At 69.1% G+C, this 19,015-nt stretch carries 20 protein-coding genes; 6 read left to right on the forward strand and 14 right to left on the reverse strand.

Annotation, left to right across the window (positions count from 1 at the left end; all coding sequences use genetic code 11):
* Positions 1–37 precede the first annotated feature (37 nt).
* From era to ACGF7Y_RS18970, 6 genes are all read right to left on the reverse strand, one after another.
* Entirely contained in the window at positions 38–946 is a 909-nt protein-coding gene (gene era / locus ACGF7Y_RS18945) for a GTPase Era (RefSeq protein WP_393235436.1), read from the reverse strand.
* Positions 939–1,325 carry a hypothetical protein gene (locus ACGF7Y_RS18950; protein ID WP_063049199.1) on the reverse strand — a complete coding sequence of 129 codons (387 nt, stop codon included), beginning with the start codon at positions 1,323–1,325 and terminating at the stop codon, positions 939–941. The genes era and ACGF7Y_RS18950 overlap by 8 nt, the downstream gene beginning before the upstream one ends.
* Entirely contained in the window at positions 1,322–2,686 is a 1,365-nt protein-coding gene (locus ACGF7Y_RS18955; protein ID WP_393235440.1) for a hemolysin family protein, read from the reverse strand. The genes ACGF7Y_RS18950 and ACGF7Y_RS18955 overlap by 4 nt, the downstream gene beginning before the upstream one ends.
* Positions 2,683–3,237, reverse strand: a complete 555-nt coding sequence (ybeY, locus tag ACGF7Y_RS18960; protein ID WP_040865608.1) for an rRNA maturation RNase YbeY — start codon at positions 3,235–3,237, stop codon at positions 2,683–2,685. The genes ACGF7Y_RS18955 and ybeY overlap by 4 nt, the downstream gene beginning before the upstream one ends.
* Before the next feature lie 62 nt (positions 3,238–3,299).
* The gene (locus tag ACGF7Y_RS18965; protein ID WP_063049262.1) at positions 3,300–4,361 is read right to left on the reverse strand and encodes a PhoH family protein; all 1,062 of its coding nucleotides are present in this window, start codon (positions 4,359–4,361) and stop codon (positions 3,300–3,302) included.
* A gap of 152 nt (positions 4,362–4,513) precedes the next feature.
* Positions 4,514–5,416 (reverse strand): LysR family transcriptional regulator, encoded by a 903-nt coding sequence (locus ACGF7Y_RS18970; RefSeq protein ID WP_393235444.1) that lies wholly within the window; start codon positions 5,414–5,416, stop codon positions 4,514–4,516.
* Between the two features lie 100 nt (positions 5,417–5,516).
* Here ACGF7Y_RS18970 and ACGF7Y_RS18975 point away from each other — a divergent pair, with 100 nt between their 5' ends.
* Positions 5,517–6,761, forward strand: a complete 1,245-nt coding sequence (locus ACGF7Y_RS18975) for an MFS transporter (protein ID WP_393235446.1) — start codon at positions 5,517–5,519, stop codon at positions 6,759–6,761.
* Between the two features lie 40 nt (positions 6,762–6,801).
* Here ACGF7Y_RS18975 and ACGF7Y_RS18980 read toward each other — a convergent pair whose 3' ends face one another.
* The 5 genes from ACGF7Y_RS18980 to ACGF7Y_RS19000 all read right to left on the reverse strand — a co-directional run bounded on the left by ACGF7Y_RS18980 (position 6,802) and on the right by ACGF7Y_RS19000 (position 11,667).
* Positions 6,802–7,542, reverse strand: coding sequence for a 16S rRNA (uracil(1498)-N(3))-methyltransferase (locus ACGF7Y_RS18980; RefSeq protein WP_393235449.1), 741 nt, complete (start codon positions 7,540–7,542; stop codon positions 6,802–6,804).
* Positions 7,543–8,694 (reverse strand): molecular chaperone DnaJ, encoded by a 1,152-nt coding sequence (gene dnaJ / locus ACGF7Y_RS18985; protein ID WP_040865605.1) that lies wholly within the window; start codon positions 8,692–8,694, stop codon positions 7,543–7,545.
* Between the two features lie 151 nt (positions 8,695–8,845).
* Positions 8,846–9,877: a heat-inducible transcriptional repressor HrcA gene (gene hrcA, locus ACGF7Y_RS18990; protein WP_393235451.1), complete on the reverse strand. Its 1,032-nt coding sequence runs from the start codon at positions 9,875–9,877 to the stop codon at positions 8,846–8,848.
* A 150-nt stretch (positions 9,878–10,027) separates the two neighbouring features.
* Positions 10,028–10,831: an alpha/beta fold hydrolase gene (locus ACGF7Y_RS18995; RefSeq protein WP_393235453.1), complete on the reverse strand. Its 804-nt coding sequence runs from the start codon at positions 10,829–10,831 to the stop codon at positions 10,028–10,030.
* A 14-nt stretch (positions 10,832–10,845) separates the two neighbouring features.
* Positions 10,846–11,667 carry an alpha/beta fold hydrolase gene (locus tag ACGF7Y_RS19000; RefSeq protein WP_393235455.1) on the reverse strand — a complete coding sequence of 274 codons (822 nt, stop codon included), beginning with the start codon at positions 11,665–11,667 and terminating at the stop codon, positions 10,846–10,848.
* A gap of 241 nt (positions 11,668–11,908) precedes the next feature.
* Between ACGF7Y_RS19000 and ACGF7Y_RS19005 the strand changes: the two genes are divergently transcribed.
* Positions 11,909–12,877, forward strand: a complete 969-nt coding sequence (locus tag ACGF7Y_RS19005) for a helix-turn-helix domain-containing protein (RefSeq protein ID WP_393235457.1) — start codon at positions 11,909–11,911, stop codon at positions 12,875–12,877.
* Positions 12,878–12,881: 4 nt separating this feature from the next.
* Here ACGF7Y_RS19005 and ACGF7Y_RS19010 read toward each other — a convergent pair whose 3' ends face one another.
* The 3 genes from ACGF7Y_RS19010 to ACGF7Y_RS19020 all read right to left on the reverse strand — a co-directional run bounded on the left by ACGF7Y_RS19010 (position 12,882) and on the right by ACGF7Y_RS19020 (position 15,032).
* Complete coding sequence (locus tag ACGF7Y_RS19010) at positions 12,882–13,208, reverse strand: hypothetical protein (protein WP_393235459.1); 327 nt, start codon at positions 13,206–13,208, stop codon at positions 12,882–12,884.
* Entirely contained in the window at positions 13,205–14,413 is a 1,209-nt protein-coding gene (gene hemW, locus ACGF7Y_RS19015) for a radical SAM family heme chaperone HemW (protein ID WP_393235461.1), read from the reverse strand. The genes ACGF7Y_RS19010 and hemW overlap by 4 nt, the downstream gene beginning before the upstream one ends.
* 211 nt (positions 14,414–14,624) lie before the next feature.
* Positions 14,625–15,032: an SgcJ/EcaC family oxidoreductase gene (locus ACGF7Y_RS19020; RefSeq protein ID WP_393235463.1), complete on the reverse strand. Its 408-nt coding sequence runs from the start codon at positions 15,030–15,032 to the stop codon at positions 14,625–14,627.
* Between the two features lie 212 nt (positions 15,033–15,244).
* On the opposite strand from ACGF7Y_RS19020, the gene ACGF7Y_RS19025 reads away from it, so the two are divergent.
* The 4 genes from ACGF7Y_RS19025 to cysD all read left to right on the forward strand — a co-directional run bounded on the left by ACGF7Y_RS19025 (position 15,245) and on the right by cysD (position 19,015).
* The gene (locus tag ACGF7Y_RS19025; protein ID WP_357037344.1) at positions 15,245–15,337 is read left to right on the forward strand and encodes an Ms4527A family Cys-rich leader peptide; all 93 of its coding nucleotides are present in this window, start codon (positions 15,245–15,247) and stop codon (positions 15,335–15,337) included.
* Positions 15,338–15,463: 126 nt separating this feature from the next.
* Positions 15,464–17,278 (forward strand): nitrite/sulfite reductase, encoded by a 1,815-nt coding sequence (locus ACGF7Y_RS19030; protein WP_393235465.1) that lies wholly within the window; start codon positions 15,464–15,466, stop codon positions 17,276–17,278.
* 20 nt (positions 17,279–17,298) lie between these two features.
* On the forward strand, positions 17,299–18,015 hold the full coding sequence (locus ACGF7Y_RS19035; protein WP_062969769.1) for a phosphoadenylyl-sulfate reductase: 717 nt from the start codon (positions 17,299–17,301) through the stop codon (positions 18,013–18,015).
* Between the two features lie 73 nt (positions 18,016–18,088).
* Positions 18,089–19,015: a sulfate adenylyltransferase subunit CysD gene (cysD, locus tag ACGF7Y_RS19040; protein WP_393235468.1), complete on the forward strand. Its 927-nt coding sequence runs from the start codon at positions 18,089–18,091 to the stop codon at positions 19,013–19,015.

The raw sequence follows: 19,015 nt of genomic DNA on the forward strand, positions 1-19,015 counted from the left end.
CCAGAGGGGTCTTCATGGCGACCGACGACCGAACCCCTCAGAACCCGAGTTTGCCCAGCTGTTTGGGATCCCGCTGCCAGTCCTTGGCCACCTTCACGTGCAGGTTCAAATAGATCCGGGTGCCGAGGATGTGTTCGATCTGCTTGCGGGCGTTGGTGCCGACTTCTTTCAGGCGGGAGCCGCCCTTGCCGATGACGATGGCCTTCTGGCTGGGGCGCTCGACGTAGAGCAGGGCGTGTACGTCGAGCATGTCCTCGCGCTCCTCGTAGGGCAGGACTTCCTCGATGACCACGGCCAGTGAGTGCGGCAGTTCGTCGCGTACGCCTTCGAGCGCGGCCTCGCGGATGAGCTCGGCCATCAGCGTTTCCTCCGGCTCGTCGGTGAGTTCGCCGTCGGGGTAGAACGCCGGGCCCTCCGGCATCTTCGAGGCGATGACGTCGACGAGGACCTCCACCTGCTCGCCCTTGACCGCCGACACCGGCACCACGTCGGCATCCGGGCCGACTAGCTGGGAGACGGCCATCAGTTGTTCGGCGACTTGGTCGCGGCTCACCTTGTCGATCTTCGTGACCACGCCGAGCAGCGTGGTCTTCGGCGCCATCTGCCTGATCTGCTGCACGATCCAGCGGTCGCCCGGACCGATCTTCTCATCGGCCGGGATGCACAGCGCGATCACGTCGACTTCCGAATAGGTGTCGCGCACAAGGTCGTTGAGCCGCTGGCCGAGCAGGGTGCGTGGGCGGTGCAGGCCGGGGGTGTCGACCAGGATCAACTGCGTGTGCTCGCGGTGCACGATGCCGCGAATCGTGTGCCTGGTGGTTTGCGGGCGTGAGGAGGTGATCGCGATCTTCGCACCCACCAGCGCGTTGGTCAGCGTCGACTTGCCGGTGTTGGGGCGACCGACGAAACAGACGAATCCGGAACGGAATTCCCGCGCGTCAGCCACCGCGAACCTCGCCGGATTCGGCGCTCACCGCGTCGGCCGCGTCGGCCGAGTCGTCGACGATCTCGAACACCGCGCCGTCGCGGTCGGTGAAGATGATCCGCGCCTCCGCCGACACCTCACGCACCGCGGTCACACCGAAGTCGGACAACCGCCCACCGACCACGACGGCCGCCTCGAATCCCTCCGCGCCGCTGGACAACGCCGCCGCCACGGCGGCTTGCAGCGCCGTCAGCCGCAGCGCGGTCAGCGTAACCTCACCGGCGGCGTAGGTGCGGCCGTCGGTATCCCGGATCGCCGCTCCGCTCGCCCCGCCGGTACGGCCGAGTGCGCCCCTGGCCAACACCACCAGCTTGTTGTCCTCGGCGTCCAGTTCGGTCATTCGCTGTCTCCGTCCTCGTCGCGATCGGCAGGGATCTCCCGCTCCGATCCGTTGGCCTTGCGCTTGCCATTGGCATTGTCCCCGTTGGTCTTCCCCGCGGGGACCTTCTCGCGCGCTTTGCGTACCACTACGGTGTTCACCCGCATCCGGCCACGCGCGTCCGCGCCGCCTTCGCCGCGCAGCACCAGCCCGTGCGCCTCGATCTTCGACCCGGGCAGCGGCACGCGCCCCAGCTCGTGGGCGAGCAGGCCGCCGACGGTGTCGACGTCCTCCTCGTCGATCTCCAATCCGTACAGCTCGCCGAGGTCCTCCACCGGCAACCGGGCCGAGACGCGGTAACGGCCGTCACCGAGATCCTCGATGGGCGGGGTCTCGTCGGTGTCGTACTCGTCGGCGATCTCACCGACGATCTCCTCGAGCACGTCCTCGATGGTCACCAGACCCGCGATGCCGCCGTACTCGTCCACCAGCAACGCCATGTGGTTGCGCCTGCGCTGCATCTCGTCGAGCAGGCTGTCGAGCGGTTTGGAGTCGGGCATGAACACCGCGGGCCGCATCACCTCGCGCACCCGTACCTTGCGGCTGCGATCGGTGTACGGCACCAAGTCCTTCAGATAGACCACGCCGAGGATGTCGTCGACGTTCTCGCCGATCACCGGGATCCGCGAATGCCCGGAACGCACCGCCAGCGACATCGCCTGCGCCGCGGTCTTGTCCGCTTCGATCCAGACCATCTCGGTGCGCGGCACCATCACCGCACGCGCCGGTGTGTCGCCGAGTTCGAAGACCGACTGGATCATGCGCCGTTCGTCGTCGGCGACCACGCCGCGCTCGCCGGCCATCTCGACCACCTCGCGCAGCTCGATCTCCGAAGCGAAGGGGCCGTTGCGAAAACCCTTACCCGGGGTGATCGCGTTACCGATGAGGATCAGCAGCCTGCTCAGGGGGCCGAGTAGCGCGCCGATGAACTGCAGCGGCAAGGCCGCGGCCAGCGCGATGGAGTACGCGTGCTGCCGGCCCAGCGTACGCGGGCCGACACCGATCACCACGTAGGACACCAGCACCATCACCAGCGCGGTGACCAGCAGCGCCCAGTTCTTCCCCCAGACCGTCATCAGCCCCGCCGCCAGCAGCACCGTGGCGCCGATCTCGCACAGGATGCGCAGCAGCACCATGAGATTCACGTAGCGCGCCCGGTCGGCGACGACCCGGCTCAACCGCACCGCGCCGGGCCGGTCGGCGCGCATCATGTCGTCGACGCGGGCGGGTGAGATCGTGTTCAGGGCGGAATCGACACCGGCGAAGGCCCCACCCACCGAGATGAGCAGGACCGCGAGCAGAACGAGGGTCAGCGAATTCACGCTTGACCCGAGGAGTCACCCGGTGTGGTGAAGCCCGCCTTGCCGAGCAACCGCGCGTCGCGTTCGGCCAGCTCGGCGCGGCGCCGAGCTTCCCGCAGGCTCTCGTACCACTCCTCGAGCAGCCGGGCCTGCAACGCGAACATCTCCTTCTCCTCCTCCGGCTCGGCGTGGTCGTAGCCGAGCAGGTGCAGGACGCCGTGCACGGTGAGCAGGGCGAGTTCGTGATCCAGGGAGTGCCCTGCCTTGCGCGCCTGCCCGGCGGCGAATTCCGGACACAACACGATGTCGCCGAGCATGGACGGGCCGGGTTCGGGGCTGTCGGGCCGACCGCCCGGCTCGAGTTCGTCCATCGGGAAGGACATGACGTCGGTCGGGCCGGGTAGGTCCATCCAGCGCATGTGCAGATCGGCCATGGTGTCGAGATCGACGAGCACCATCGACAGCTCCGCGGCCGGGTGCACGTCCATCCGGGCGATCACGAACCGCGCGACGCTGACCAGCTCTTCTTCGGGTACGTCGATGCCCGACTCGTTGGCGATCTCGATGCTCACCCGAACAGCCTACGATCCCCGCTATCGCGTCGGCGGAGCGGAGCCCCGCCCGGCGAGACGAGTTATCGCCGGTCCGACCGGTTCGCCGCGCGGCGCTGCGCCCGGTTGCCCGCGTAATGCGGGGCGACCTGCGGGCGCGTCTGGGCCTCGAAGCGGTCGTAAGCGTCGACGATGTCGGAGACCAGCCGGTGGCGGACCACGTCGCTGCTGGTCAGCTCCGCGAAGTGGATGTCTTCGATCTCGGTGAGGATCTCGCTGGCGGCGCGCAGGCCGGATCGGGCGCCGTTCGGCAGATCGACCTGTGTCACGTCACCGGTCACCACGATCTTGGAGCCGAAGCCGAGGCGGGTGAGGAACATCTTCATCTGCTCGGCGGTGGTGTTCTGCGCCTCGTCGAGGATGATGAACGAATCGTTCAGTGTGCGTCCGCGCATGTAGGCCAGCGGCGCGACCTCGATGACACCGGCCGCCATCAGCTTCGGAATGGCCTCCGGATCCATCATGTCGTGCAGCGCGTCGTAGAGCGGGCGCAGATACGGATCGATCTTCTCGTTCAGCGTGCCGGGCAGGAAGCCGAGCCGCTCCCCCGCCTCGACCGCGGGGCGGGTGAGGATGATCCGGTTGACCGACTTGGACTGTAGCGCCTGAACCGCCTTGGCCATGGCCAGATAGGTCTTGCCGGTACCGGCGGGGCCGATGCCGAACACGATGGTGTTGGCGTCGATCGCGTCGACGTAGCGCTTCTGGTTCAGCGTCTTGGGCCGGATGGTCTTGCCCCGCCGGGACAGGATGTCCAGGCTGAGCACTTCCGCGGGGGAGTCGCTGGAGCCCTCGGTGAGCATGGACACGGTGTGCCGAACGGCCTCGGGCGTCACCACGCGGTTGCGGCCGGTGAGCGCGACGAGCTGCTCGATCACCCGCTCGGCGAGCGCGACATCGGCCGCCTTGCCGGTGAGGGTCACGGAATTGCCGCGGACGTGAATGTCCGCGTCGAGCAGCGTTTCCAGTTCACGAAGGTTCTGGTCGGCCGAACCGAGGAAGGGGAACACGGATTCGGGAGCGAGTTCGATACTCGAGCGCACGGTGCGCGCTGCGGGACCCGAACCGTTGTCGCCGGCGCCGATGCCCGCCGCTGGGGTGGCCGGGTCGCCGATCTCGCCTTGTGTTCTCAAAAGTGGCTATAGCCTGCTTTCCGGTCTCGACTGCTGTATGGAGAGAAGTTTAACCCGCCCCACCGACACCGCCCAGTGAATATGCTGCGGGCGCAATCAGGTCCTCACGGGATTCCCCCACGTCGCCGCGCCCAATCCTCGGTGAAGTCACGAAAGCGTCGCACCGCCTCCGGTGGCGTCGCCGCGGCGGACCAGACCAGCCCCACCGCGCGAGCCGCGCCCGCGTCCGCCAGCGGCACCGTGGCCGGGCCGGACAGCGGTCCCGCCGACAGCGGGTCTTCGCCCGGCAGGATGGCCAGCCCCAACCCCGCCGACACCAGCCCGGCCACGGTGACGAGATCACTCGATTCGAACGCGATCCTCGGCCGGATATCCGCGGCGGCGCACAGTTCGTCGAAGATGCGCCGCATCCCGAAGCCGTGGTGCATGGTGACGAAATCCGCGTCGGCCACCTCCGCGAGCCGGACCTGCCGCCGCCCGGCCAACCGATGTTCCGGCGGCACCGCGAGGACCAGCGGCTGGCGCAGCACGGCGCGCCAGCCGATGCCCGCTGCGGCGGGGCGTGGCGAGACGATGCCCAGATCGGCTTCGCCCGCGAGCACCCGCTCGGTCACGGCTTCTGCCGCGCCCTGCCACAGGGTGATCGTGATCCGGCCGGAAACGCGCCGGAAACCGCTGATCAGCTGCGGCACCAGCGAGCCGCCGAAAGAGTGCTGAAACGACAGCCGCAGCACGCCCCCGGCCGGATTGGACCGATCGGCGAGCGCCTGTTTCGCGGCGTCCAGTTCGGATTGCGCGCGGCGGGCGTGCTCGTAATAGATCCGCCCGAACTCGTTGAGGGTGATCCGCTTCCCGTGCCGATCGAACAGGTCGACACCCACCCTGCGTTCCAATCGGGCCAGCATGCGCGACAGCGTCGGCTGCGCGAGGTGCAACCGATCCGCGGCCGCACCCACCCGCTCCAGTTCGGCGAGTGTCGTGAACCACTCCAGATCCTCACCGAGCACGCTCCGGCCTCCCTATATGTGAGCAGCGCATGAACTCCGCTCTCATTATTCATTTCCGTTCTCGATAGCGGCTGGTGATGCTGGTCGAAAGGAGGAAGCCATGTCCACGACGTCGAGCGGGGTGGCCCAAGACGCCGCCCACGACCGCAGGATCACCACCGCGCTGTTCGCGGCCGGCTTGACGACCTTCGCCTCCATGTACAGCGCCCAGGCGCTGCTGCCCAGCCTTTCGGCCGCGTTCGGCGCGACGCCTGCGCGAGCGGCGCTGGCGGTCTCGCTCACGACCGGATTCCTCGCGCTGGCGATCATCCCGGTGAGCGCGCTCTCGTCGCGGATCGGCCGGACCAGGGTGATGACCGGTTCCGCCATCGCGGCGGCGGTGATCGGACTGCTGCTACCGCTGAGCCCCTCATTGGATGTGCTGCTCGCCGGACGCGCGCTTCAGGGCGTCGCCCTGGCCGGTGTGCCAGCGGTGGCTATGGCATATCTGGCGGAGGAGATCGGCGGGGACGGGTTGGGCGCCGCGATGGGCATCTATGTGGCGGGCACCACGATCGGCGGGCTGGCCGGGCGGCTGATTCCGGCGTTCATCTCGGACATCGCGTCCTGGCGGTGGGCGCTGGCAGTGGCCTCCCTCGCCGCCGCGGCCTGCACCGTGTGGTTCGTTCGGTGGCTGCCGCCCTCTCGCGGCTTCGTCCAGCGGCCCGCCGGAATCCGCACGGTGCTCGGCGACCTGGGCAGCCAGTTGCGCCATCGCGGACTGCTCGCGCTGTTCGGGCTGGCGTTCGTGCTGATGGGCGGGTTCGTCTCGATGTACAACTATCTCGGCTACCGGCTGGCCAGGGCGCCGTTCAGCTTGCCGGAAGCGCTGGCAGGGCTGGTGTTCGTGCTGTATCTGGCCGGAACGGCGGCCTCGGCGGCGTCCGGACGGCTGACCGATCGGATCGGCAGGCAGTGGGTGCTCACGATCTCACTGGTGGCGATGACAATCGGGCTCGTCCTCACGATTCCCGATCACCTCGGTACCGTGATACTCGGCGTATTGCTCTACACCGCAGGGTTTTTCGGTGCGCACACCGCGGCGAGCGCATGGGTGGGCGCGATGGCCGAAGGCAATCGGGGCGCGGCGTCGTCGCTGTATCTGTTCGCCTACTACCTGGGCAGCGCGCTGGTCGGCGGCGCGGCCGGTATCGCTTACGCCCGAGCCGGATGGCTCGGCCTGACCTGCGGCATCGGCTTCCTGATGGTCCTCGCGGCGTTATTGCTGGGCGTATCGCATCGAGCGCAGCGCGAGGCGGCGACGCCCGCCGCTCCCGCCTCGGAAGCGGCACCTGTCCGGGTCTGACCGAGCACCGCGCCGATTGTCGCGCCACTCGGGGGGATAGTCACCAGCGCGGTGTCAGCGCGCCGAGTGCGCCGAGGGCGACCGCCGCCGCGGTGGAGGTACGCAGAACCGTCGGACCGAGCAAGGTCACGTCCGCGCCCGCCTCGGTCAAAGCGACGAGTTCCGCGTCGTCCAGCCCGCCTTCCGGACCGACCACGAGGAAGATTTCGGTGGCGTCGGCGAAGGGCAATTCGGTGAAGCGAGCGGTACCGGATTCGTGCAGCGCCGCGACGATCGCACCGGCGGCCTTGGCCTTCCGAACCAGCTCCAGCAGCTCTTTTGTGCGGTGCAGGTCGGCGACTTCCGGGATGTAGGCGCGGCGGGACTGCCGGGCGGCCGAACGCGCCGCGGCCCGCCACTTGTCCACCCCTTTGGCCGCCTTGGCCTCCCAGCTCGCGACGCAGCGCGCGGCCTGCCAGGGAACGACGGCGTCGGCGCCCGCCTCGGTCATCAGCTCGACCGCCAGCTCGGAACGGTCGGATTTCGGCAGCGCCTGCACGACGGTCACCGGTGGCGTCGGCGGGGCCGCGAGCCTCCGGTCGCGCACCGCCAGCTCGAGCCGGTCACGGTGTGCGGCGACGACTTCCGATTCGGCGAGCACGCCGCGCCCATCGGAGAGGGTGATCGGCTCGCCGACCCGGATACGGCGCACCGTGGCGGCGTGCCTGCCCTCCGGTCCGTCGAGCACCGCGACCGCACCCGGCTCGGGCACCTCGTCGAGGTAGAAGACCGTCGCGGCCACCTAGCGCCCGCTGAACGAGGCACGCAGCCGCGCGAACAGGCCGCTGTTGTGCTCGGACTGCGCCGACATCACCTCGGCGCGTTCGCGCTCGCGCATTCCCTTGTACTTGCGCAGCAGTTCGGTCTGCTTGCTGTCCAGCTTGGCCGGGATCACGATGTCCAGGTGCGCGAGCAGGTCGCCGCGCGCGCCGGAGCGCAGCCGCGGCATGCCGTGCCCGCGCAGCACCGAGATCTCGCCGGGCTGGGTGCCCGCCGGAATGGTCAGCTCGGTGGGGCCGTCGAGGATGGTGTCGATCACGACGGTGGTGCCCAGCGCCGCGTCGACCATCGGCACCCGGATGGTGCAGTGCAGATCGTCGCCGTCCCGGACGAAGACGTCGTGCGGCTGCTCCACGATCTCGACATACAGGTCACCCGCGTGACCGCCGCCCGGGCCGACCTCGCCCTGCGCGGCCAGCCGCACCCGCATGCCGTTCGCGACGCCGGCGGGAATCGGGGCGGCGATCTCGCGGCGCGCCCGCACCCGGCCGTCGCCACCGCACTTGTGGCAGGGGTCGGGGATGGTCTCGCCCGCGCCGCGGCAGGTGGGGCACGGGCGCGAGGTCAGCACCTGGCCGAGGAAGGACCGTTGCACGGACTGGACTTCGCCCGCGCCGCCGCAGGTTTCGCAGCGCACCGGCTTGGAGTTGCCGTTGGTTCCGGAGCCCTGGCAGATGTCGCACAGGATCGCGGTGTCCACGGTGAGGTGCTTGGTCACACCGACCGCGCATTCGGCCAGGCTGAGCCGGGTGCGGATCAGCGAGTCGGCGCCGGGCTGGACGCGGCCGCGCGGCTTGCGCGCGCCGGCCGATCCGCTCATGCCGCCGAAGAACGCCTCGAACACGTCGCCGAGCCCGCCGAAGCCCGCGCCGTTGAATCCGGCCCCGCCGCCGCCGGATTCCAGCGGGTCGCCGCCCATGTCGACGATGCGCCGCTTCTCCGGGTCCGACAGCACCTCGTAGGCGGTCGACACTTCCTTGAACCTGGCCTGCGCCGCCTCGTCGGGGTTGACGTCGGGGTGGAGCTCACGCGCCAGCTTGCGGTAGGCCCGCTTGATCTCCTGATCGGTCGCGTTCTTCGCGACGCCGAGCAGTCCGTAGTAGTCCCGTGCCACTTGAGTTCTCTAGTCCTTGGTCGTTCTCGACGGTGCCGCCGGTGCCCGCGCCGCGTTCGAAGCGCGCCGGCAACAGCATTAGTCTTGTGCACTCAACTTTATCCGGCCGAAAGGTCGAGCGTAGCAGTGGCGTCTCCCCGCGCTGGTCAGGTCAGCGCTCGGCGAGGACCTCACCGATGTATCGGGCCACGGCCGCCACCGATGCGATCGTGCCCGGGTAGTCCATTCGGGTCGGGCCGAGTACCCCCATTCCGCCGAGCACCGCTCCCGCCGCGCCGTAGCCGGTGGACACCACCGAGGTGCCACGCATCTGCTCTACCTGCGTCTCCTCGCCGATCCGCACCGTGACCGTCCCCGGATGCTGGGCCGCGGCGAGCAGCTTGAGCACGATGACCTGTTCCTCGAGCGCCTCCAGGACCGCGCGCAGCGAGCCGGGGAAACCGAAGTCGGCCGCGTTGCGGGTGAGGTTGGCGGTGCCACCGAGCACCAATCGCTCCTCGGGGTGCTCCACCAGGGTCTCCACCAGCACCGTGGACACCCGCACCAGCACGTCGCGCAGCCGCATCGGCGCGTGCTCGGGTAGCTCGGCGACCGCCGCCGAGGCCGAGGCCAGGCGTTTGCCGTCCATCGCGCCGCCGAGCATGCCGCGCAGCGCGGCCAGGTCCTCGTCGTCGATCAGCGCGCCGAGTTCCACCAGGCGCTGGTCGACCCGGCCGGTGTCGGTGATCACCACCAGCAGCAGGCGCGCGGGATTGAGCGCGACCACCTCGATGTGGCGGACCGTGGACGCCGAGACCGTCGGGTACTGCACGACGGCGACCTGCCTGGTCAGCTGGGCCAGCAAACGGACGCCCCGGCGCAGCACGTCATCGAGGTCGACACCGGACTCCAGGAACTCCATGATCGCCCTGCGCTCCGCCGCCGACAGCGGCTTCACCTCGGAGATCCGATCGACGAACTGCCGATAGCCCTTGTCCGTTGGGATACGCCCGGAACTCGTGTGCGGCTGGGTGATGTAACCCTCGGCCTCGAGCACCGCCATGTCGTTGCGCACCGTCGCGCTGGAAACACCCAGGTTATGCCGCTCGACCAGCGTCTTCGACCCGATCGGCTCCTTGGTCGCGACATAGTCCGCGACGATCGCGCGCAGGACCTCGAAGCGCCGATCCTCGGTGCTCGACATCGGCCCCACCTCCTCGCTCTTCGTCTCCGATCACGCCGTACCCGGCGCCGACGCACCGCGGCCACCACGCATCGCAGGCGAATCACGGTTCGTCCGTTCCGTCAGTCTAATTGTCGGTACCCGGAGCGCTCGCCTGCAACGCCTCCTATATCAGTGGGGGACGGCGCCGTCGATCAGCGCGGCCACGGCGTCGGGCCGGGAGACCAGCGAGGCGTGCGAGGCGTCGATCTCACTGGTTCGCGCTCCCATTCGCTGGGCCATGAAGCGCTGGGAGGACGGCGGGATGACCCGGTCCGCCGCCGAGACCAGATACCAGCTCGGGGTGCCCGACCAGGAAGGCGGCCCGGAGGGCTCGAGGTTGGCCTTCACCGCGATGGAGTGCTGATGGGCGATCATGTCGGCCGCGGTCGCCGGCCCGACGTCCTGGGCGAAGACGGCGTTGAAGCTGTCGGGCGCGACATAACCGTCCACATTCTTCCCGGCGACACCCGTGCCGTCGTCGACGACCTTCACTTGCAACGCGGGCGGCAGCAACTGGCTGCCCGGGAAGCGGATCGGGTCCAGCGCCGCCTGAGCAACCTCGCCTTGCACCGGTGCGAACGCCGCGACGTAGACGAGTGATTCGACCTTCGGATCGCGCACGTTGCTGATCACGAAACCGCCGTAGGAGTGCCCCGCCAGCACGACGGGACCGCTGATCGTGTCCAGCGTGCGCTGCACGGCGGCCGCGTCGTAGGCGGGCCCGCGCAGCGGGTTCTCCGGCGTGACGACGCGATAGCCGCGCTCGCGCAGCACGGCGGCGACGCCGTCCCAGCTGGTGGTGTCGGCGAAGGCGCCGTGCACGAGCACGATGGTGGGCAGCGGCTGCGCCCGCGCGGGCCCGGCGGACACCGTGGCGGCCAGCGCGAGGGCGAGTGCGGCCACGGCGCGGCGCAGGCAATGTTTGCTCGTCATCGGTTCTGTGCTCCTCATTGCTTCAGGAAGTCCAGCAGATCGGCGTCGAACGCCTTCTCGTAGTCGCCACACAGGCCGTGCGGGGCGCCCGGATACACCTTCAACTGGGCTCGGGGCAGCAATTTCGCCGTCTTGGCGCCCGCCGCGGCGAACGGCACGATCTGGTCGTCGTCGCCGTGCGCCACCAGCACCGGGATGTCGATGCCCGGCAGCTCGGCGGTGAAATCGGTCTCGGAGAACGCCTTCACGCAGTCGAACGCCCCCTCAAGCCCGACCTGCATGCCCATCAGCCAGAAGTGGTCGCGCAGCCCTTGCGAGACCTTCGATCCCGCGCGGTTGGCGCCGTAGAACGGGACCGACAGGTCCTTCCAGAATTGCGATCGATCGGCGGCCACACCGGCGCGGATGTCGTCGAACGCCGCGATCGGCGTCCCTTCCGGATTGCCTCCGGTCCGCAGCATCAACGGCGGAACGGCACCGAGCAGCACGGCCTTGGCGACGCGCGAGGTGCCGTGCCTGGACAGGTACCTGGTCACCTCACCGCCGCCGGTCGAGTGCCCGACCAGCGTCGCGTCCTTCACGTCCAGCTCGTTCAGCACCGCGGCGAGGTCGTCGGCGTAGTGGTCCATGTCGTGCCCGTCCCACACGTCGCTGGAGCGGCCGTGCGCGCGCCGGTCGTGCGCGATAGCGCGATAGCCGTTGCTCGCCACCAGCTTCATCTGGTTGTCCCAGGCATCCCCGTTCAGCGGCCAGCCGTGGCTGAACACCACGGGACGTCCCGCTCCCCAGTCCTTGTAGTAGATCTCGACGCCATCGGTGGTGGTGATCGTCGGCATGGCAGTTCCCTTCGATCTGGCTGGATGGTCGGATTACGCGTCACCGGACTCGTGGCCGCACCGGCGTGCCTCCTGGGCCGAACCGGAGCCGGGCTCGGTCGATCGCCGTTCGACAGCGTATGACGGGCGACCGCCGGAAAAACGACTCTCCGTGCACGATCTTCGGCTCAGAATGCACGGCCGGATCGGGGGTGTCCGTGCGAGGATTGCCGAATCTGTCTCATTTGCGACGGAGGCTGTGATGACGGTCGTGTTCGATTCGGACACCATCGCGCCGCACGAGCGAATGGCCGCAGTGGCCGCGGCGCTACAGGAGGCATCGGTCCCGTCCCATGTGGTGCTGGACGGGCCCGACGAGCGTGTGCACGCCACGGTCGACGTGTGGCGATTCGGCGAGGCGAGCATCTTCCGCACCCGTACCTCGGCCGTCCAGCTGGTCCGGACGCCGAAGCAGGTACGGATCTCACCCGCGCCGGTGCTGGCGGTCGCGGTGCAGCAGGCCGGCGAGGGGCGATACGACCAGGGTGACGTCCGGCGCGTGGTGCGACCGGGCGATCTGCACGTCATGGACCTGAACGCGCCCTACGATTTCGGCTGGCGCGGTGAGGGCGCCTCGACCTGCATGCACGTGCCGCTGGATCGACTCGGCCTGCCCGCCGAGCTGATCAGTCAGGCCGCGACGAGGGTGCAGGACAGCCCGCACTACCGGCTGGTGGCCAACCACATCGTCCAGCTGACCGCCGACGCCGACGCGCTCAGCGCCGACCCGGCGGCCGCGCTGTCCGGCTGCGCCAGCATCGAGTTGATCCGGGGGCTGCTGTTGTCGGCGGGCGGCGACGACGGCAACGGGTCCGTCGTCGTCCCGACCGACATCCTGCTGTCCAGCATCCGCGCCTATGTCCGGCGCAACCTGGCCGATCCCGACCTCGGCGCGCGACAGATCGCCAAGGCACACAACATGTCGGTCCGGCAGCTGTACAAGATCTGCGCGAATGCGGGGTACAGCCTGGAGCAGTGGATCATCAGCCAGCGGCTGGAGCAGGTGCGCGGCGATCTGGCGCGACCGGATCAGAAGCACCGGACGATCGCGATGATCGCGCGGCGCCAGGGTTTTCGCGATCCGAGCCATGTCGCCCGTCGTTTTCGCGCCGCCTATGGACTCTCACCCCGGGAATGGCGCAGGATCGCGCCGTCCGCGGACGAGTCGTAGCGGTTCAGCCGCGATCGGCGACTTTCGCTTGCTTGCCCGCCTCGGCGTCGAGGCCGAGCATCGCGAGTAACGACTCGCAGTCGGCGGCGTTCTCCGCGTAGCTGGCGACGGTGCGGGCGGCGACGGCGCACTGGCGCGCATTCGCCGCCTTCTCCGCTGCTCGCGCCTCCGCGAATTCGCCAGGTTCATGGATAAGGGTGATGTGCCGTGCCGACGCCATGTGTCTCCTTGGGGGTTGGTCGCAGACTACGCGGCCGGTCGGCGCCGCGTTACCGCAACGAGACACAAAGTTCGTCGTCTCGATGAATTCGTGATCTTTCACCGCGATCATTCGAGCAGCTCGCGGACCACACCGTCGGCCAGGAGGCGGCCGCGGTCGGTGAGGACGAGCCGGTCGTCGGCGGTGCGCGTAGCCAGGCCGTCGGCGACCACCCGGTCGACGGCGACGAGGGCGGAGGAGGCCAGATCGGCCAGCGGCAGGCCGGTGCGCAGCCGGACGGCGAGCATGACCCGCTCGGTGTACCGCTCGTCCGCGCTGAGGGCTTCCCAGCCCGCGGCGGGCAACGCGCCCGTGGCGGCTCGATCCGCGTACCGTGCAGGGTGCTTGACGTTCCACCACCGCACACCGCCGACGTGACTGTGCGCGCCCGGACCGGCGCCGAGCCAGTCGCCACCGTCCCAGTAGCCGAGGTTGTGCCTGCAGACCGCGGCGTCGCCCGCGGCCCAGTTCGACACCTCGTACCAGGCGAGCCCCGCCGATCGCAGTCGCGCGTCGATCCGTTCGTAGCGGGCGGCGAGCACGTCGTCGTCCGGCGCGGGCAACTCGCCACGGCGAACCCGCCGGGCCAGCGCGGTGCCGTCCTCGACGATCAGCGAGTAGGCCGAGACGTGATCGACGCCCGCGGCGAGCACCGCGTCCAGGCTGGCGTCGAGATCGGCGTCCCGCTCGCCCGGCGTCCCGTAGATCAGGTCCAGGTTGACGTGCTCGAATCCCGCGGCGCGGGCTTCGCGCGCGGCGGCGACGGCGCGTCCGGGGGTGTGCGTGCGATCGAGCACCTTCAGCACGTGCGCCGCGGCGGACTGCATGCCCAGCGAGACCCTGGTGAACCCGGCCGCCCGGATGCGCTCGAAGAATTCCGGCGAGGTGGATTCCGGATTGGACTCCGTGGTGACCTCGGCACCGGCGGCGAGGGTGAACTCGGCGCGCACGGTGTCCAGCACCGCGGCGAGCCCGTCACCGCCGAGCAGGGAGGGCGTCCCTCCGCCGACGAAGACGGTGGAGACCTCCGGCGTAGGGCTCGGCAGCGCGGCGAAATCCCGCGCGGCGGCGGCCAGCTCCTCGCGCAACGCCGCCGCCCAGGACTGCGGCGACGCGGACGTGCCGAGTTCGCCCGCGGTGTAGGTGTTGAAGTCGCAGTAGCCGCAGCGGGTGGCGCAGAACGGCACGTGCACGTAGATCCCGAACGGCCCGCCACCGAAATCGCGCAACACCGGCACGGACGTGTCGGTACTCGCGGACGCGACGGAAGAATTCACCTGTCCAGTGTGAACGTCGCCGGCCGCGCGCCGACGTCCGGGACTCCGCCACGCGCCGAGCGACCTCGAATTCCCGGCCCGGGCCGATTCGCGCGGTGAGCCCTCGGCCGTCGTGCCCGGTGGATCGGGACCCGCCGTGCACCGTTGGATCAGGAGTCGATGGCCTCTTCGATCGCGGGAACGGCCCGGACCCGGACCGATGGTGACCGTCTCAGTCCGACACGACCGGCGTGTTCTGGTTGGCGGTGAGCAACCAGCGGCCGTCCTCCTTGGACATCACGTACATCGGACTGCCTTCGCTGTCCAGCTCGCCGTCCGTGGTGAAGTAGCGCTGGCGCACCTTGACCGCGGCCACGTCTGGCCGGATGAACAGCACGTGCTCGACCTCGTAGGTCGCCGAGCCGTGCGCGGTGGCCCCCGGCAGCACGCGGGCGGTGAACTCGGCGATGGCGGCGCGTCCGTAGAGTCGGCTGCCGTGTCCGGTGGTCCAGATCGCGTCCTCCCGGAACAGCGCGACGAATTCGTCGACGAGTTCGTTCCGCTGGGCGTGCTGGACGCTCGCGACGACCGCACGGATGGCCTCGGTCTCTGCGGCGGTGTCGACCGCTGGGGTACTCATGCGATCAGCGTGCTACCTCGAGCCAACTCGAGGTCAAGCGGCGTGCGCAGCATCACTGACGATGCGGCGGGCGTATCACACGCCCGGTTCGGGCCTCGAACTATGACTGCCGTCACAAACCGGGTCGAACGTCCAGGGGATTTCCCGCGAAATGGCGGGAAATACCGGACGGGGGGTCGGAAGGCCCTCGCTGACGTGGCACAATAGGCCGCATGCGCGCTTTGGAGATTCGACTTGTGGCACGTCGCCACGTCGATTACAAGCGCGTGTGTAGCGCCTGCTGTCTGCCTCGTTCCCCTCGGTAGTTCAGCGCGCCCCGATCCCGGGTCCCCGGCGATCCCCGACTTCATCGGCCCGCTGACACCGCAGGCGTGAGTCAGCCCCTCACGCCCTTCAGCAGGATGTACCACCCACCCCGCAGGAGCGACCCCATGACGTCGAGCACCGACGCCGGTCCGACCGATCAGCCCACGCCCGAATCCCAGCCCGGGCATCGCGCGCGTCCCGACCGCCCGGCCTCCGAACGCCGCGTCCGCCCGGATCGCCCGCGTCCCGAGGCGACCTCCACCGGCCCGCGCGTGCGCACCGGCAAGCCCGTTCGCCGCAAGGCCGAGGGCCAGTGGGCGCTGGGCTACCGCGAACCGCTGAACCCGAACGAACAGTCCAAGAAGGACGACAACCCGCTCAACGTCCGCGCGCGGATCGAGAACATCTACGCCAGGACCGGCTTCGACGGGATCGACAAGGGCGACCTGCGCGGCCGGTTCCGCTGGTGGGGCCTGTACACCCAGCGCGAGCAGGGCTACGACGGCACCTGGACCGGCGACGAGAACATCGATCTGCTCGAAGCCAAGTACTTCATGATGCGCGTGCGCTGCGACGGCGGCGCGCTGAATCTCGCGCAACTGCGCACGCTCGGTCAGATCTCCACCGAGTTCGCTCGCGACACCGCGGATCTGTCCGACCGGGAGAACGTGCAGTACCACTGGATCGAGGTGGAGAACGTCCCCGAGATCTGGAAGCGCATCGAAGCGGTCGGACTGAAGACCACCGAGGCGTGCGGCGACTGCCCGCGCGTGGTGCTCGGGTCCCCGTTGGCGGGCGAGTCGCTGGACGAGGTCATCGACCCGACGCCCGCGATCGAGGAGATCGTGCGCCGCTACATCGGCAAGAAGGAGTACTCCAACCTGCCGCGCAAGTTCAAGACCGCGATCTCCGGCCAGCAGGACGTGGTGCACGAGATCAACGACGTGGCGTTCATCGGTGTCGAGCACCCCGAGCACGGCCCCGGCCTCGACCTATGGGTCGGCGGCGGCCTGTCCACCAACCCGATGCTCGCCCAGCGGGTGGGCGTGTGGGTGCCGCTGGACGAGGTGCCGGACGTGTGGGAAGCCGTCGTGTCGGTGTTCCGCGACTACGGCTACCGCCGCCTGCGCACCAAGGCGCGCCTGAAGTTCCTGATCAAGGACTGGGGCATCGAGAAATTCCGCCAGGTGCTCGAGGACGAGTACCTGAAGCGCAAGCTGATCGACGGTCCCGCGCCGCAGCAGCCGACCAAGCCGATCGACCACGTCGGCGTGCAGCGGCTGCGCAACGGGCTCAACGCCGTCGGCTTCTCCCCCATCGCGGGCCGGGTGTCGGGCACCGTCCTGACCGAGGTGGCCGACGCGGTGGAGCGGATCGGCTCCGATCGCGTCCGGTTCACCCCGTATCAGAAGCTGATCGTGCTCGACGTTCCCGACGACAAGGTCGACGCGCTGATCGACGAGCTCGAGCCGCTCGGCCTGCAGGCGCGGCCCTCGCTGTGGCGGCGCAATCTGATGGCCTGCACCGGCATCGAGTTCTGCAAGCTCTCCTTCGCCGAGACCCGCAAGCGCTCCCAGGCGCTGGTGCCGGAACTGGAGGAACGGCTCGCTGATCTGAACGCGCAGCTGGACGTCCCGATCACGATCAATATCAACGGCTGCCCGAACTCCTGCGCCCGCTCGCAGATCGCCGACATCGGGTTCAAGGGACAGCTGGTCGACGACGGCAACGGGAATCACGTCGAGGGCTTCCAGGTTCACCTCGGTGGCAGCCTCGGCTTCGACAGCGCCTTCGGGCGCAAACTGCGCCAGCACAAGGTGACCACCCAGGAACTGGGCGACTACATCGACCGTGTGGTGCGCAACTTCGTCAAGCAACGTACCGACGGCGAAAGGTTCGCCCAGTGGGCGGTCCGCGCCGACGAGGCCGACCTGAGATAAGTGTCGACGGGAGATCAACTGTGACAACCCAACTCGCGGAAAAGCTGTCCGAGGACGAACTCCGCGCCATCGCCGCGCGCGGTGCCGCCGAACTGGACGGCGCCTCGGCGACCGAACTCCTGCAGTGGACCGAGGACACCTTCGGCACGAACTACATCGTGGCCTCCAACATGCAGGACGGAGTGCTGGTGCACCTCGCGGCGGGCATCCGCGCCGGCGTCGACGTGCTGTTCCTGGACACCGGCTACCACTTCGCCGAGACCATCGGCACCCGGGACGCGGTGGAGGCCGTGTACGGAGTGAACGTGATCAACGCGCGGCCGGAACACACGGTGGCCGAACAGGATCAGCTGCTCGGCAAGGATCTGTTCGCCCGTGAGCCGAACGAGTGCTGCCGGTTGCGCAAGGTCGTCCCGTTGCAGAAGTCGCTCGCGGGATACAACGCCTGGGTCACCGGCATCCGCCGGGTGGAGGCGCCGACCAGGGCGAACGCGCCGCTGGTCTCGTTCGACGAGGCGTTCGGACTTGTGAAGATCAACCCGATCGCGCCGTGGTCCGACGACGAGATGCAGGACTACATCGAGAAGCACGGCATCCTCGTCAACCCCCTGGTGGAGGAGGGGTATCCATCCATCGGCTGCGCTCCGTGCACACGGAAGCCGGAGCCGGGAGCCGATCCGCGAAGCGGCCGTTGGGCCGGCCTCGCCAAGACCGAGTGCGGGTTGCACACAGCATGACCGAGTCAGGGCCCGGAGGAGGCAGCCTGCGTAACCACGTAGGGCCCCTCGGGCATGCGAAAAAGGACACAGCATGACCGAAACCATCCAACGTTCGTTCGGCATCACCGATTTCGACACCCTCGCCGCGCTGGAGTCCGAGGCGATCCACATCTTCCGCGAGGTGGCGGGCGAGTTCGAGCGGCCGGTGATCCTGTTCTCCGGCGGCAAGGACTCCACCGTGCTGCTGCATCTGGCGCTCAAGGCGTTCTGGCCCGCGCCGCTGCCGTTCGCGCTGCTGCACGTGGACACCGGGCACAACCTGCCGGAGGTGCTGGAGTTCCGGGACAAGGTGGTCGAGCGCTACGGTCTGCGCCTGCACGTGGCGAAGGTGGAGGACTACCTCGCCGACGGCAGGCTCACCGAGCGCCCGGACGGCATCCGCAATCCCTTGCAAACCGTCCCGCTGCTGGACGCGATCAGCGAGCACCGGTTCGACGCCGTGTTCGGCGGCGGACGCCGCGACGAGGAGCGCTCGCGCGCCAAGGAGCGCATCTTCTCGCTGCGCAACGCCTTCGGCCAGTGGGATCCGAAGCGCCAGCGCCCCGAACTGTGGAACCTGTACAACGGGCGCCACGCGCCGGGCGAGCACGTGCGGGTGTTCCCGCTGAGCAACTGGACCGAGCTGGACATCTGGCGCTACATCGCCCGCGAGGACATCGATCTGGCGAGCATCTACTACGCGCACGAGCGTCCGGTGTACCTGCGCGACGGCATGTGGATGACGCCCGGCGTGTGGGGCGGCCCGCGCGAGGGCGAGGTGCTGGAGACCAGGTCGGTGCGCTATCGCACCGTGGGCGACGGCTCCACCACCGGCGCCGTCCTTTCCGACGCGGCCGACAACGAGGCGATCCTCGCCGAGGTCGCCGCGTCCCGACTGACCGAACGTGGTGCGACCCGCGGCGACGACCGGGTTTCCGAAGCCGCGATGGAAGACCGCAAGCGAGAGGGTTATTTCTGA

The sequence above is a fragment of the Nocardia sp. NPDC047654 genome (genome assembly GCF_043205035.1).
Classification (GTDB): Bacteria; Actinomycetota; Actinomycetes; order Mycobacteriales; family Mycobacteriaceae; genus Nocardia.